Here is a 14,073-nt window from a genome sequence, read left to right on the forward strand (position 1 = left end):
TATCCGGTGGCGGCGTGGCCGGCGCCCTGCTCGTGGCGGACCAGGATGTGGCGCACCTTGGCCGAGTCCATCAGCGGGTCGTACGCGGGAAGGATAGCCCCGCCCGGGATGCCGAAGACGGTGTCCACTCCGACCTCTTCGAGTGCACGGATCAATGCCTGGGCGCCGGTCGTCCCGGACTCCGCGGGCGTGGTCCGTGCGTCGGGGGTGACCGGCGCGGGGGTCGATTCGGTGGTCTCGGCGCTGTGGGTGGTCACGGGGGACTCGCTCAACTGGGTCATCTGGCAATCTCTCGGTTTCGTCGACGTGGTGGTCCCGCGGGGAGTGCGGGGTGGTGTCCGTGGCCGGGGCCGCTGCGGTGCGCGGCGCCGTTGGGCGGCCAGGGACGTGTCGGGGAAACCGGGGCAGCAGGGTCTGTCTCCGCGCCGGTCGTCGGTCGTCGCGTGCTGAGGGGTGTTTCAGCGCTCGGTGCGACGCCGCACCGTCAGGAAGCGGTGGCCGGAAGGGAGTTGACCGGCCCGCAGGAGGTGTCTCGCGCCTCAGCCTTTGTTCGTGGGCGAGTGGCGGGTGAAGAGCAGGAAGATCAGGGCGATGGCGGCGATGGCCGCGCCCAGGCCGTACACGGTCGCGGCGCCGGCGCCGAGGGTGGAGCCGCCGATGATGGTGCCGAGGCCGATGCCGAGGTAGATGGAGGAGGAGTTGAGGGAGACCACCAGCGGGGCCTCCTGGGGGGCGACCTCGATCAGGCGGTGCTGCTGCGGGGGTGTCTGGCACCAACTGCTGGCGCCCCAGAGGAGGACCAGCAGGCCGACGACGGGCTTGAGGTCGGAGTCGGAGGCGGCGAGCCAGGCGAGGGCCCCGAGGGCGACGACCATGGCGGTGTAGCCGATGATCAGGACCTTGGTGGAGCCCCAGCGGTCGGTGGTGTAGCCCGCAGCGAGGTTGCCGATGACGGCGCCGAGGCCGTACAGGAAGAGCATCCACAGGATGGAACTCTCGGGCACCTTGACGGCTTCCAGCATGGGCACGCTGTAGGCGTACGCGGTGTAGCTGGCGCCCATGCCGAGGATGGTGAGCGGCAGGACGGCGAGGACGGCCGGCCGGCGCAGGACGGCGAGGCGGGTGCGTAGCGGCACCCGGACGTTGCCGGGGAGCCACGGCATGATCAGGCGCAGTATCACGGCGACGAGCAGGCAGAGTCCGGCGACGAGACCGAGGGCGGTGCGCCAGCCCAGCCAGTGGCTGGCGGCGTTGCCGAGCGGCACGCCGAGTGCGGTGGCGATGGTGAGGCCGCCGATGACCACGGCGAGGGCGCGGGCCCGCAGTTCGGGGCGGACGAGGGAGGCGCTGACGGCTCCGGCGTTGGGGGTGTAGGCGGCGGCGCCGGCGGCGGCGATGATGCGGCTGATGATCAGCACGGCCATGTTGGGGGCCAGTGCCGAGCCGAGGTTGGCGATGCCGAGCGTGAACAGTGCGGTGATCAGCAGGGTTCGGCGGGGAAGCCGGGCGAGGAGGGTGGCCAGGATGGGGGAGAGGACGGCGTAGGCGGCGGCGAAGACGGTGATCGACTGACCGGCCGTGGCCGAGGAGACGTGCAGGTCCTTGGCCATGGAGGGGAGGAAGCCGGCCACGACGAAGGCGTCCGTGCCGACGGCGAATGTGCCTAAGGCGAGGACGAGGGTGGAGGACAGGCCGCCCTGGGGTGGTGAGCCGGGTTCGGCCGGAGCTTTCCGGTCGGCCGGAATCGAGACACTGGACATCCAGATTCTCCTTGCGGGTCGGTGCGCGTGCTGTGGTGTCGCCGCGCGGTGAGGCGGCCGGACCGTCGGGCGTGCGGTCAGCCGGTCATGCGGGCGTAGTGGCGTCGGGTGCGGTCGGCGGCCCCGCCCGGCGCGGCGGCCAAGAGGTCGGCCACCCTCAGCCCGGCGAGTTCGCGGCGCCAGGCCAGTTCGGCCTTGCGCATCGCGGTGGCGATCCCGCACGGCTGTCGGAACTCCCGTGCGATGGCGCCACCGCCGTCCGCACGCTGGCGGATCTCGGTGCAGCGGAACACGTCGTCGGGGCCCTCGATGGCGGTGACCACGTCCATCAGGGTGATCTTCTCCGGCTGTCGGCCCAGCCGGAAGCCGCCCTTGGAGCCCGGTGTCGAGCTCAGGATGCCGGCCCGGACCAGCGCCTGTAGGCGCTTGGTCAGGTAGGCCGGCGGCAGGTCGAACCAGGCCGCCAGCCGTGCTGTCGGAACCGGTTGGTCACTGTCGAGCCATGCCAGGGTGAGGCAGCAGTGCAGGCCCCACTCGACTCCTTCACCCATTCGCATAACCAGGACAATACACGTCCAGGTTCTGTGTCGCAGGCCGGACGTGCCGGAGGCCCGGAATATGTCAAGTCGCGGCCCGACGAGGGCGTTGCGGCCCTGCCGGACCTCCGGTACAACGGTTGGCAGGCGTCCGGTCAGGCCTGCGAATCGGGCCTGAGGACCACCCTTCTGCCGTGCAGCTCGCCGCGTTCCATTCGGCCGTGGACCTCGGCGGCGGCGCTCAGCGGAAGGGTCTCGACCGCCAGGGGGCGCAGCCGTCCGGCCGCGAGCAGGCGGTTGATGGCGACGGCGGCCTCGGCCAGTTCGGTGCTGGTCGCATGCGAGATCACGAAGCCGGCGATCGAGCAGTCCTTCATGTAGAGCGGCCCGACCGGGAGGATCGGCCGCGAGCGGGCGCCGGCCAGCAGGACGATCCGTCCGCGCTGGGCGAGCAGGTCGACGGCGGTGGCCAGGTCGTTCTCCCCGGACGTGTCGAGGTGGAGGTCGACGCCGCCGGGGCAGGCCTGGGCGAGCCGTTCGGCGAGGTCCGGATCGCGGTAGTCCAGGGCCTCGGCCGCACCCAGGGCGAGGCACTGTTCCAGGTCGCGGGCGGAGGCGGTGGCGACGACCCGGGCCCCGGCGTCGACGGCGAGGGTGACCAGGGCAGAGCCGACGTTCCCGGCCGCGCCAGCCACCAGGACGGTCTCACCGGCCCGCAGGCGGCCGTGCGTGAACAGGCCGAGGTAGGCGGTCGCGGCCGGATGGACGACGGCGACGGCCTCCTCGGGGAGGACGCCCTCAGGGAGGTGGTAGAGGCGGTCGGCGGGGACGACGACCTGCTCGGAGGCGGCGCCCTGGCGCCCGCCGTGGCCGAGGCTGTTGGTCCACACCCGGTCGCCGACGGCGAAGCCGGGGGCGGCCGGCCCGGCCGCGGCCACGGTGCCGACCAGGTCGCGGCCGATCACGAACGGGAACTCGACCGGGGTGCGGAAGAGGCCGGAGCGGACGAAGGTGTCCACCGGGTTGACGGTGGTGGCCGTGACGTCGACCAGGATGTCGGTCGGCCCAGGACGGAGGGAGGGAAGTTCGCCGTAGCGGATGTTCTCGGGCGGCCCGAGGGCCTCGATGAAGGCTGCTCGCATGCTCGGAGAGTCTTCCACCGGTCGGCGCCGGGGTGCCGCACGGAAGTCGTTTGTTCGTCAACTCGCGCGCGGTCGGCCCGCCCCTGATGGCCCCGGCACACCCCGCCGGGCGGCTCCGGGGGCGATCGCGCCTGCTCGCGGGCTCCGTCCGGTGGTCCGGCCATAGGCCGCGCGTGCAGCCGTGTGTCCGGTGCACCTGGGCCCGGCCCGAGCCCTCTGCATACCGTCGACCCATCTGAAGATGCGTCTGCCATGTAGAGGTTGGGGATCTCGATGAGCGACTTCGCCCTGCACATCAGGGACACGCGAACGCCCGGGCGCAAGCCGGGCGTCGGCAGTTCCCACGACATCGTCCTCTCGGAGCTGTGCCCGGCGCTGTTCGCGTCGCTGCCCCGGGCGGACCAGCGCCGCAAGGGCGTGGAGTACCTGCGCGGACTGCTGGGCGCGGAGGGCCGCAAGTCGGTGCGCAACATCGCGCGGCTGATCGGCGGGCAGGCCACGGAGCAGAACCTGCACCACTTCATCAGCAGCTCCACCTGGGAGTGGGACCCGGTGCGCGCCGCGCTGGCGCACTACGTGACGTCCGTCGCGCCGCCGCAGGCCTGGGTGGTGCAGCAGACGGTCATCCCGAAGGCCGGGGAGCACTCGGTGGGCGTGGATCGCAGGTTCATCTCCTCGCTCGGCCAGGTGCTCAACGCGCAGCAGGCGGTGGGCGTCTGGGCGGCGTCCGAGGAGGTGAGCATGCCGGTGAACTGGCGGCTGCACCTGTCCCGGGCGTGGCTGGACGACGTGCCGCGGCGCAGCCAGGCGTCCATCCCGGCGAGTGTGGACACCCGGACGCTGGGCGACTGCTCGGTCGAGGCAGTGCTGGAGCTGACCTCGGACTGGCGGCTGCCCACGCTGCCGGTCGTGATGGACGTCCGGGAGCTGGACGGGATGAAGGCGCTGCGGCGGCTGCGCGCGGCGGGGGTGCCGTTCCTCGTGCGGATCAACAGCACGCTGCCGCTCCGCCCGGCCGAGGGGGCCGGGCACGGCGTGGAGGCGATGCCGGCCCACCGGATCATCGGGGCGTGCCGGGACCGCAGGCGGATGGTGACCTGGACCGACCACGGCCAGGACGCCGGGCTGTGCACCGCGCTGGTCGGTGCCGTCCGGGTGCGGACGGTGACCGGGGCGGCCCGCCCCCTGGGAGTGAACCGCAGGCCGGACGGCCCGGACCGCGACCTGCTGCTGCTCGGCGCGGGCAGCTCCGGCCGGCGCTGGCCGCAGGAGCTGTGGCTGGCCGACATCCCGGACGCCACGCCGGCCCAGCTGTTCCGGCTGAGCCTGCGGATCGGCCGGGTCGAGCGGGACTTCGACGAGATCGCGGACCGCACCGGTATCCGCGACTACACCGGCCGCTCCTTCAACGGCTGGCACCGCCATGTCACCCTCGCCTCGGCCGCACACGCGGTCGTGGCCCTCTCCCACACCGGCGGCCGCTCGCTCCGCCGGGTGAGCTAGGGTCCGTCGTCGAACTCGCGCCCGCGCCCTAGGTTCCTTGGCCGACTCCCGCCGACGGGCCGTCCTTGATGAGGAGGTCGCGGACGCGCGAGAGCCGTAGGGCGAGCTGGACTTCGAGGGCTTGGCCGGGGTCCTGCCAGTCGGGGCCGAGCAGTTCCGCGATGCGTTCCAGGCGGCGGGCGACGGTGTTCGGGTGGACGTGCAGCTTCTGGGCGGCCCGGGTGGGGCTGGCTCCGGTCTCGAAGTAGGCGTCCAGGGTGCGGCCGAGGTCGGTGAACCGCTGCCGGTCGTACTCGAGCACCGGACCGATGACCGAGTCGACGAAGGAGCGGACGTCCCGGTTGTCGGCGAGCAGGACACCGAGGAAGCCCAGCTCGCGGGGGGAGGCCGAGCGGCCGGTGGTGTCGAGGGCGATCATCGCCTCCAGGCAGCGCAGCGCCTCCTGGTGGCAGTGGAAGACCGAGGCGGCGTCCGCGACCGGCCCGGCCGCCGCCACCGTGACCGGTTCGCTGAGCAGCGGGGCGAGTTCGTTCAGGACGGCCCGGGCCGTCGCGCCGGCGTCGGTGCCGGGCAGCAGCAGCACGGCGTTGCCGCCGTGCCCGACCCGCAGCCCGTTCAGTCGCTGGGCCAGGCCCGTGGCCAGGGCGCAGGCCCGGCCGACCGCTCGGGCCTCGGGGCGGACGACCACCACCACGTGCGGCGTGGCCAGGTTGATGCCGAGCCGGCGGGCGCGCTCCTCCAACTGCTGCGGCGGGCGCTGGGCGCTGGTGAGCAGGTCCTCCAGCAGCTCGCCGTGGGCGCGGCCCTGCACGACGGTGGTGTCGCCGGTGCGCAGCAGCTGCACCGCCACCGCCTGGGCGGCCAGGTGCAGCAGTTCGTCGATGCCGGCCGCGGGGAGGTCCTCGGGGCGGAACACCAGGGTGCCGAGTATCTCGCCTCCGGCGGTGACCGGGGCCGCCCAGAGGCCGTCCGCGGTGTGGACCGGGCGTTTGGCGGCGTGCACCTCCGCGGCGGCGGGTCCGGTCTCGGGCATCCGGCCGGTGGTGGTCAGGACGGTGCCGTCCGCGGCGTGGATCCGCAGCGCGCCACCCAGGTTCCGGCTCACGGCTTCGGCGAGGCCGTGCAGTTCGCAGTCGGTCAGCGCCCGTTCGATCAGCTCGTGATGGATGCGCCGGTGCTCGCTGAGCTCCCGCAGCGACTCGGTGGTGCGTCCGTGCTCCTCGCGCAGGGTCTGCACGGTGGCCTTGGCGTCGTCGAGGACGAGGGTGCGCTGGACGGCCAGGCCGGCGAGCTCGCCGAGCAGGTTCGCGGTGGAGATCTCCTCCGGGGTGTAGTGCCGCACATTGCGGTCGGCGACGTAGAGCGCGCCGAAGGGGTGCGGGCCGTAGCTCAGCGGGACGGCCATGATCGCGCGCAGCCCCTCGGTCCGGACCACCTCGTCGATGTCGGTGCTGTGCTGGATCCGGTTGTCGTCGAGGTAGTCCGGGGTCCAGACCGGCGCGAGGTTGGCGACGGCGGCGTGGCCGAGTCCGGAGCCGCCGGTCAGCTGGAGGCCGACGTTGAGGGTGGAGGTGTGGCCGTCCGACGCCCGGATGTAGGACAGGCCGTCCTCCGGTCCGGGGAAGCTGACGTACGCCATGTCCGCGCCGAGGAGCAGACGCGAGCGCCGGGTGACGGCCTTGAGCACCCCGTCGAGGGTGTCGGGGACGAGGAGGTCCCGGGCGGTGTCGAGCAGCGCGGACAGGCCCGCTTCGCGTTGCTGGCGCCCGCGGCGCTGGGCGCAGATGTCCAGTCCGAGCCGGACGGCCCGCTCGAGTGCGGCCGTCTCGGCCTCGGGGGCGCCGCCACAGGCGGCTTCGGCGAGCAGTGACTCGATGCGCGCCGGTGGTGCCTCCGCCACCAGCAAGGTCAGTACGGTCAGCGCGTCAGGCCGCTTCCGGACCCCCTGTTGGGCCATCTCTTATCCCCCACCCGTACATACCAGCCGTTTTGCCTGGCACATGCCAGGTGCTACAACGTGTTTATCATGTCACTTTGGGTGGGGCTCGGATGATTCCACGGTGTGGACGGTGGAGAGGGCACCGCCGAGTGGTCCCCGATGTGTTGCCGGGTCACCTTCCCGCCGCCCGTGCCGGTTGAGGAGGATGAAGCGGTGGCCACCAGGGAGGTGGTCCGGGCGACAACGCCCAGCTGGCGCGGTGGGAGCACAGGCGGACGGCATGAACGCGCTACAGGACTACCGCCGTTCGCTGGAACGAAGCAGGGCCGCGCTGGAGCACGCGCACCGGCCCGCGACCTTCCGGCTCTGCGGCCGTGAATGGGACCTGCTGCCAGGGATTTTCGCCCCGGTCTACTCGCCCACCACCGAGATCTCCATGCGCCTGCTCGGCCTGGACGACCCGCGGGCCGCCGGGCGCTCCGGCTCGCTGCTGGAGATCGGCTGCGGCACCGGCGTCATCGCGGTGGCCGCGGCACTGGCCGGGCATGCCCGGGTGGTGGCCGGCGACATCAACGAGGCCGCCGTCCGCAACACCGAGATGAACGCCCACCGGCACGGCGTCGCCGACCGCGTCCACAGCGTGCACAGCGACCTGTTCGCCGCGCTCGCGCCCGAGGAGCGCTTCGACACCGTCTTCTGGCACTCCAACTACGTGCTCGCGCCGGAGGACTACCGCTACCGGACGATGCACGAGCGCGGCTACGTCGACCCGGGCTACGCCGCCCACCGCCGCTTCCTCGTCGAGGCTCCGGGCCGGCTGGCTCCGGGCGGCTCGGTGCTGCTGCACTTCAGCGAGCGCGGCGACCTGACGGTGCTGCGCCGGATCGCCGAGGAATGCGGGCGCACCCTGCGGGTGGTGCGCGGCGGCGTCTTCCCGGAGGGTGAGCAGGAGGTCGAGCACATGTTGATCGAGGTGGCCGTGGCGCGTGGCCGGGCCGCCCGCGAGACGGCACCCGGTACCGGCTTCTGACGTCCGGGTCCGGCGACCCGACCTGCCACGCCGACTTCGGCATGTGCCACGAGGCGCCGGCGCACGGTGGTCCGCCCACCCCCGGGGTAGGCCTGGGCCACCAGGGTCCGGCCGTGCCGTACGGCGTCCGGGCGGGTCGCGCGCCCGAGCCGTTCCATGGCCGGATCTCGCCGGTCCGCCACCTCGGGCGGACCTCTTCGAGGGTCTGCCGTCACCGTTCTTCGTCGTCCCCGGGCGAGATCTGACGGAGTGTGCCGCCACCTGATGGAGTATCCGCCACCTGACGAAGTGCGGGGGCGGGCGTTGGCGACACCTGGCGGCACGCCACAAGATCTGGAAGAGCCTCAGCCGTTCGGCGGCCGGCGGACCGCTGCCGGACCGGGACCCGGGCCGCGGGCCCGCCGGTCCTCCCCGACCCGTGCCATCCACAGCCTCGCCACGACGCCCTTCCGTGCGCGCCGCCGAGCCGGCGCACCTTCGCCCTGGGAGACACCCATGGTCACCGCCCTGTCCGCGCTCCTGTCCCGGCCCGCACTCCATCAGCCCGACTGGGCCGACCACGAGCACCTTCCCGACATCAAGGACCGGCTGGCCGGTCTGCCGCCGCTGGTCGGCCCGGCCGACGTCCGGCGGCTGCGCTCCGTGCTCGCCGAGGTCGCGGCCGGGCGGGCCCAGGTCGTACAGATCGGCGACTGCGCCGAGGACCCGGCGGAGTGCACCGCGGGCGACGTCGCCCGCAAGACCGGGCTGCTGGACGTCCTGGCCGGCATCGTCACGATGGCCACCCACCGGCCGGTGGTCCGGGTCGGCCGGATGGCCGGCCAGTTCGCCAAGCCCCGCTCCAAACCGACCGAGTTCGTCGGCGGCCTGGAGATCCCGGTCTTCCGCGGCCACCTGGTCAACAGCCCCGAACCCGACCCGGAGCTGCGCCGCCCCGACCCGCGGCGGCTGCTCGACTGCTACTGGGCGGCGGCCGAGGCGATGACCCACCTCGGCTGGCCGGATCCGGACCGCCGCTCGCCGCTCAGCCCGCCGGTGTGGACCAGCCACGAGGCGCTGCTGCTCGACTACGAAGTTCCGATGATCCGTCAGATCAGTTACACCGAAAGCCTCCTGACGTCCACGCACTGGCCGTGGATCGGCGAGCGGACCCGCGACGTGGCCGGCGCCCACGTCGCGATGCTCGCGTCCGTGGCCAACCCGGTCGCGTGCAAGGTGGGCCCCGGCATGGCGCCCGAGGAACTGCTGGAGCTGTGCGCGCGGCTCGACCCGCGCCGCGAGCCCGGACGGCTGACCCTGATCGCCCGGATGGGCGCCGAGGTCGTCGCCGACCGGCTGCCCGCGCTGGTCAGGGCCGTCCGGGAGGCCGGCCACCCGGTCATCTGGCTCACCGACCCGATGCACGGCAACACCGTCACCACGCCCGGTGGGCTGAAGACCCGCTTCGTGGAGACCGTCGTCCGGGAGATCCAGCACTTCCAGTACGCCGTCCGCTCCGAGGGCGGCGTGGCCGGCGGCCTGCACCTGGAGACCACACCCGACGACGTCACCGAGTGCGCCCACGACGCCTCCGGGATGGCGCACGTCGGCGACAAGTACACCAGCTTCTGCGATCCCCGGCTCAACCCCGGCCAGGCCATCACCGTGGTCTCCGCCTGGGAGGGCTGAACCGCCGCGCCCGGAACGGCGCCACGCACCACCACACCGAGAGAGCAACCGAGAGAGCAACGGGCCGGCCGCGCGCCGGCCCCGAGGGAGGTCCGGCAGTGACGAACACGATCGCCCTGGTCACCGGGGCAGCAGGCGGCATCGGCGCGGCCGTGGTCCGCGCCCTGGCCGAACAGGGCACCGCGGTGGCCGCGGCGGACCGCGACGAGGAGGGCCTGCGCAAGACCGTGGCCGCCCTCGCCGAGGAGGGCCTGCGGGTCGAGGCCTACCCGGTGGACGTCAGCGACCACCGCGCCGTCGACCTGCTCGTCGACCAGGTGGAGCGCGAACTCGGGCCGGTGGACCAACTGGTCAACGCCGCCGGGGTGCTGCGCCTCGGCGAGGTCCGGGACTTCTCCGTCGAGGACTGGACGGCCACCTTCGCGGTCAACGTCAACGGCGTCTTCCACGTGTCCCGCGCGGTGGTCGACCGGATGATCCCGCGCGGGCGCGGCGCCATCGTCACCGTCGCCTCCAACGCCGCCCGCACCCCGCGCACCGAGATGGCCGCCTACGCCGCCTCCAAGGCCGCCGCGACGATGTTCACCAAGAGCCTCGGCCTGGAGGTCGCCAGGTACGGCATCCGCTGCAACCTCGTCGCCCCCGGATCCACCGACACCCCGATGCTCACCTCGATGTGGCACGACGAGTCCGGCCCGCAGGGCACCCTGCACGGTCGCGCGGACGCCTTCCGGGTCGGCATCCCGCTCAACAAGCTGGCCAGCCCCGCCGACATCGCCGCCGCCGTGCTCTTCCTGCTCTCCGACGCGGCCGGCCACATCACCCTGCACGACCTCACCGTCGACGGCGGCGCCGGCCTCGGCGCCTGACCGGCTCGCCCAACTCACCACTCCCCCAGGAGAGTCCACCGCATGGCAGGCATTCCGACCATCGAGCCCTATCCGATGCCGACCGCGGGCGAGCTGCCCGACAACACCGTGTCGTGGACCGTCCGCCCGGACCGCGCGGTGCTGCTCGTGCACGACATGCAGCGCTACTTCCTGCGCCCCTTCCCGGCGGACGAGGCACCCGGCCGGGAGCTGCTGCACAACGCCGCCCTGCTGCGCCGCCAGGCCGCCGAGCTCGGCGTGCCGGTCGCCTACACCGCCCAGCCGGGCGGCATGACCACCGAACAGCGCGGGCTGCTGCTGGACTTCTGGGGCCCCGGGATGCGGATGGACCCGGTCGACCGCGAGGTCGTCGAGTCGCTCGCCCCGGCCCCCGGCGACTGGCTGCTCACCAAGTGGCGCTACAGCGCCTTCTTCCGCTCCGACCTGCTCCAGCGGATGCGCGAGGAGGGCCGCGACCAGCTGATCCTGTGCGGCGTGTACGCCCACGTGGGCGTACTGATGACGGCCGTCGACGCCTTCACCAACGACATCCGGCCGTTCCTGGTCGCCGACGCCGTCGCGGACTTCTCCGCCGCCCACCACCGGCTCGCCCTGGAGTACGCCGCCGCGCGCTGCGCGATGCTGATCACCGCCAAGGAGACCTTCGCATGACCGACCGGACGACGGACCGGGCAAGCGAGCCGACGACGGACCGGACGAGCGACCGGACGACGGACCGGACGACCGAGGAACTGCTGCGCCGGGTGCTCGCGGAGCGGCCGCCCGCCTTCGCCCTCCTGCACCGGCCCGAGACCACCGGCCCGGGCACGCTGGACGTCCTGTTCGGCGAGGTCGCCACCGCGCACACGCTGGACGGTGTCCCGCTGGGCCCCGAGCCCGGCCGCCCGGGCCCGGAGGTCCTGGTCCTGGTCCCGTACCGGCAGATCGCCGAGCGCGGCTTCGAGGCCCAGGACGACGGTGCCCCGCTGCTCGCCATGACGGTGACCGAGCACGCCACCGTCGACCTCGACGAAGCGCTGGCGCTGATCCCGGACCGGCCCACCGAGCTGACCGGCGCCCGCTTCGACCTCGGCGACGAGGAGTACGCCGACATCGTCCGCCGGGTGGTCGCCGAGGAGATCGGGCAGGGCGTCGGCGCCAACTTCGTCGTCCGCCGCACCTTCCTGGCCGAGATCAGCGACTACACCCTGCACGCCGCGCTGGCCTTCTTCCGCCGGCTGACGGAGCGCGAGGCGGGCGCCTACTGGATCTTCGTCGTGCACACCGGGGAGCGGACCTTCGTCGGCGCCAGCCCCGAGCGGCACATCAGCCTGGCCGACGGCGTCGCCGTGATGAACCCGATCAGCGGCACCTACCGCTACCCGGCCTCCGGCCCCACCCTGGCCGGCGTGATGGACTTCCTCGCCGACCGCAAGGAGGCCGACGAGCTCTACATGGTGGTCGACGAGGAGCTCAAGATGATGGCCCGGATCTGCGAGGGCGGCGGCCGGGTGGTCGGCCCGTACCTCAAGGAGATGGCCCGGCTCGCGCACACCGAGTACCTCATCGAGGGCCGGACCGACCGCGACCCGCGCGAGATCCTCCGCGAGACGATGTTCGCCCCGACCGTCACCGGCAGCCCGCTGGAGAGCGCCGCCCGGGTCATCCGCCGTTACGAGCCCGCCGGGCGCGGCTACTACAGCGGCGTGGCCGCGCTGATCGGCCGGGACGAGCACGGCGGGCGCACGATGGACTCCGCGATCCTGATCCGCACCGCCGACATCGACACCGCCGGCCGGATCCGGATCGGAGTCGGCGCCACCCTGGTGCGCCACTCCGACCCGGCCTCCGAGGTCGCCGAGACCAGGGCCAAGGCGGCCGGGCTGCTGGCCGCGCTGGAAGCCGGAGGCCCGCGCACCTTCGCCGGCCACCCGCGGGTACTGGCCGCGCTGGAGCGGCGCAACACCGGCATCTCGGACTTCTGGCTGGCCGAGGACGCGGACCGCGGCCGGCGGCTCGCCGAATTCGCCGGGCGTCGGGTGCTCGTGATCGACGCCGAGGACACCTTCACCGCCATGATCGGCCACCAACTCACGTCACTGGGGCTTGAGGTGACGATCCGTCGATTCGACGAGCAGTACGCCTTCGACGGCTTCGACCTGGTCGTGATGGGCCCGGGGCCGGGCGACCCGCGGCAGGCCGACCATCCCAAGATCGCCGGTCTGCGCTCCGCGGTGGCCGAGTTGCTCGCCCGGCGGCGCCCGTTCGTCGCGGTCTGTCTCAGTCACCAGGTGCTGTCCACCCTGCTCGGCCTGCCGCTGCGCCGCCGGGACGTCCCCAACCAGGGCGTCCAACGCGAGATCGACCTGTTCGGTGCTCGCGAGCGGGTGGGCTTCTACAACACCTTCGCCGCCATCAGCCCGCACGACACGGTCGACGTGGACGGCGTCGGCACCGTCGAGGCCGCCCGCGACCGGGAGACCGGCGAGGTGCACGCCCTGCGCGGCCCGCACTTCGCGTCCATGCAGTTCCATGCCGAGTCGGTGCTCACCCAGGACGGCCCCCGGATCGTCGGCGGCCTGATCGCCGAGGTCCTCCGTGCCGGGGCGATCCTTGCCGGGTAGTCTCCGGGAGACCGCACGGGAGAGGGGCCGACAGGATGGGCGATGACCGAGCCACCGGCGAATGGGGAGCGGAACTGCTCGACGTCGGGGCCTACCTGGCCCGCACCGTCGTCCCCGGCCCGCTGCCCCCCGAACCCGGGACGCTGCGCCGGCTGCACCGCGCCCACCTGCTGGCCCTCCCGTTCGAGAACCTCGACATCCCGCTCGGCCGCGGCGTCCCGCTCGACCTGGACCGCGTCCAGGCCAAGCTGGTCGCCGGCGGCCGCGGCGGCTACTGCTTCGAACAGAACCTGCTCTTCGCCGCAGTGCTGGAACGCCTGGGCTTCCAGGTCACCAGGCTCGCCGCCCGAGCCCTGCTGAACGCCGGCCGACCGCTGCCACGCACCCACCTGGTGCTGCTGGTGACGGTCGGCCAGGCGCGTTTCCTCGCCGACGTCGGCTTCGGCGACAAGGGGCCGCTGGAGCCGCTGCCGCTGACCGACGGCGCCCTGGCCGAGCCCGACGGCTGGACTCACCGGCTCCGCCGGGTCGGCTCGGAGCCGGACTGCTGGGTGCTCGAACTCCTTCGCCCCGACGGGTGGTTGCCGCTCTACCGGTTCGAGACGGGCCTGCCGCTGCACCAGGTCGACTGCGTGGTGATGAACCACTACACCTCCACCCATGAGCGCTCCCCGTTCACCGGCCGGGCCTACCTGTCCAGGATCACCTCGCAGCGCCGGCTCTCCCTCGACGGCCGGCGGCTGGTCGTCGGCCGCGCCGACGGCACGACGGAGGCTGCGGACCTCACCGACGAGCGGTACGCCGCCGTCCTCGCGGAGGACTTCGGTGTCCGGCTCGGGCCCGGGGACCTGCGGTCCGTCCTGCGGAGCCTGCCGGCCATCGGCCCCTCCTGACACCGCCGGCCCCTCCTGACACACGTCGGGCCCCGCGGGGGTCACCAAACCCCCCGGGGCGCCCCCCGGGGGGTGTCACGCCTCCCCCGCCCGGGGGCGCGCCCACGGG

At 73.2% G+C, this 14,073-nt stretch carries 12 protein-coding genes; 7 read left to right on the forward strand and 5 right to left on the reverse strand.

Going from position 1 to position 14,073, the window contains the following annotated elements; all coding sequences use genetic code 11:
- The 4 genes from ACFV6I_RS29025 to ACFV6I_RS29040 all read right to left on the reverse strand — a co-directional run.
- On the reverse strand, positions 1 to 281 hold a 281-nt coding region (locus tag ACFV6I_RS29025), incomplete at its 3' end, for a thiamine pyrophosphate-binding protein (protein ID WP_380428469.1).
- A gap of 258 nt (positions 282 to 539) precedes the next feature.
- Entirely contained in the window at positions 540 to 1,760 is a 1,221-nt protein-coding gene (locus ACFV6I_RS29030) for an MFS transporter (protein ID WP_063346545.1), read from the reverse strand.
- A 77-nt stretch (positions 1,761 to 1,837) separates the two neighbouring features.
- Positions 1,838 to 2,317 (reverse strand): RrF2 family transcriptional regulator, encoded by a 480-nt coding sequence (locus ACFV6I_RS29035; RefSeq protein WP_380428471.1) that lies wholly within the window; start codon positions 2,315 to 2,317, stop codon positions 1,838 to 1,840.
- Between the two features lie 134 nt (positions 2,318 to 2,451).
- Positions 2,452 to 3,438 carry an NADPH:quinone reductase gene (locus ACFV6I_RS29040; protein WP_380428473.1) on the reverse strand — a complete coding sequence of 329 codons (987 nt, stop codon included), beginning with the start codon at positions 3,436 to 3,438 and terminating at the stop codon, positions 2,452 to 2,454.
- Between the two features lie 273 nt (positions 3,439 to 3,711).
- Here ACFV6I_RS29040 and ACFV6I_RS29045 point away from each other — a divergent pair, with 273 nt between their 5' ends.
- Positions 3,712 to 4,941 carry an IS701 family transposase gene (locus ACFV6I_RS29045; RefSeq protein ID WP_380428475.1) on the forward strand — a complete coding sequence of 410 codons (1,230 nt, stop codon included), beginning with the start codon at positions 3,712 to 3,714 and terminating at the stop codon, positions 4,939 to 4,941.
- Positions 4,942 to 4,969: 28 nt separating this feature from the next.
- Here ACFV6I_RS29045 and ACFV6I_RS29050 read toward each other — a convergent pair whose 3' ends face one another.
- On the reverse strand, positions 4,970 to 6,898 hold the full coding sequence (locus tag ACFV6I_RS29050; protein ID WP_380428477.1) for a helix-turn-helix domain-containing protein: 1,929 nt from the start codon (positions 6,896 to 6,898) through the stop codon (positions 4,970 to 4,972).
- 262 nt (positions 6,899 to 7,160) lie between these two features.
- Here ACFV6I_RS29050 and ACFV6I_RS29055 point away from each other — a divergent pair, with 262 nt between their 5' ends.
- The 6 genes from ACFV6I_RS29055 (at position 7,161) to ACFV6I_RS29080 (ending at position 13,964) form a co-directional block, all read left to right on the forward strand.
- The gene (locus tag ACFV6I_RS29055; protein ID WP_380340452.1) at positions 7,161 to 7,910 is read left to right on the forward strand and encodes a 50S ribosomal protein L11 methyltransferase; all 750 of its coding nucleotides are present in this window, start codon (positions 7,161 to 7,163) and stop codon (positions 7,908 to 7,910) included.
- A 495-nt stretch (positions 7,911 to 8,405) separates the two neighbouring features.
- Positions 8,406 to 9,578, forward strand: a complete 1,173-nt coding sequence (locus tag ACFV6I_RS29060) for a 3-deoxy-7-phosphoheptulonate synthase (protein WP_363376889.1) — start codon at positions 8,406 to 8,408, stop codon at positions 9,576 to 9,578.
- 98 nt (positions 9,579 to 9,676) lie between these two features.
- Entirely contained in the window at positions 9,677 to 10,447 is a 771-nt protein-coding gene (locus ACFV6I_RS29065) for a 2,3-dihydro-2,3-dihydroxybenzoate dehydrogenase (protein WP_063346540.1), read from the forward strand.
- Positions 10,448 to 10,489: 42 nt separating this feature from the next.
- Entirely contained in the window at positions 10,490 to 11,119 is a 630-nt protein-coding gene (locus tag ACFV6I_RS29070) for an isochorismatase family protein (protein WP_063346539.1), read from the forward strand.
- The gene (locus ACFV6I_RS29075; RefSeq protein WP_380428480.1) at positions 11,116 to 13,071 is read left to right on the forward strand and encodes an anthranilate synthase family protein; all 1,956 of its coding nucleotides are present in this window, start codon (positions 11,116 to 11,118) and stop codon (positions 13,069 to 13,071) included. The genes ACFV6I_RS29070 and ACFV6I_RS29075 overlap by 4 nt, the downstream gene beginning before the upstream one ends.
- A 35-nt stretch (positions 13,072 to 13,106) precedes the next feature.
- Entirely contained in the window at positions 13,107 to 13,964 is an 858-nt protein-coding gene (locus ACFV6I_RS29080) for an arylamine N-acetyltransferase (protein ID WP_380428481.1), read from the forward strand.
- Positions 13,965 to 14,073: the final 109 nt, after the last annotated feature.

Source organism: Kitasatospora sp. NPDC059803 (genome assembly GCF_042732255.1).
GTDB lineage: Bacteria > Actinomycetota > Actinomycetes > Streptomycetales > Streptomycetaceae > Kitasatospora.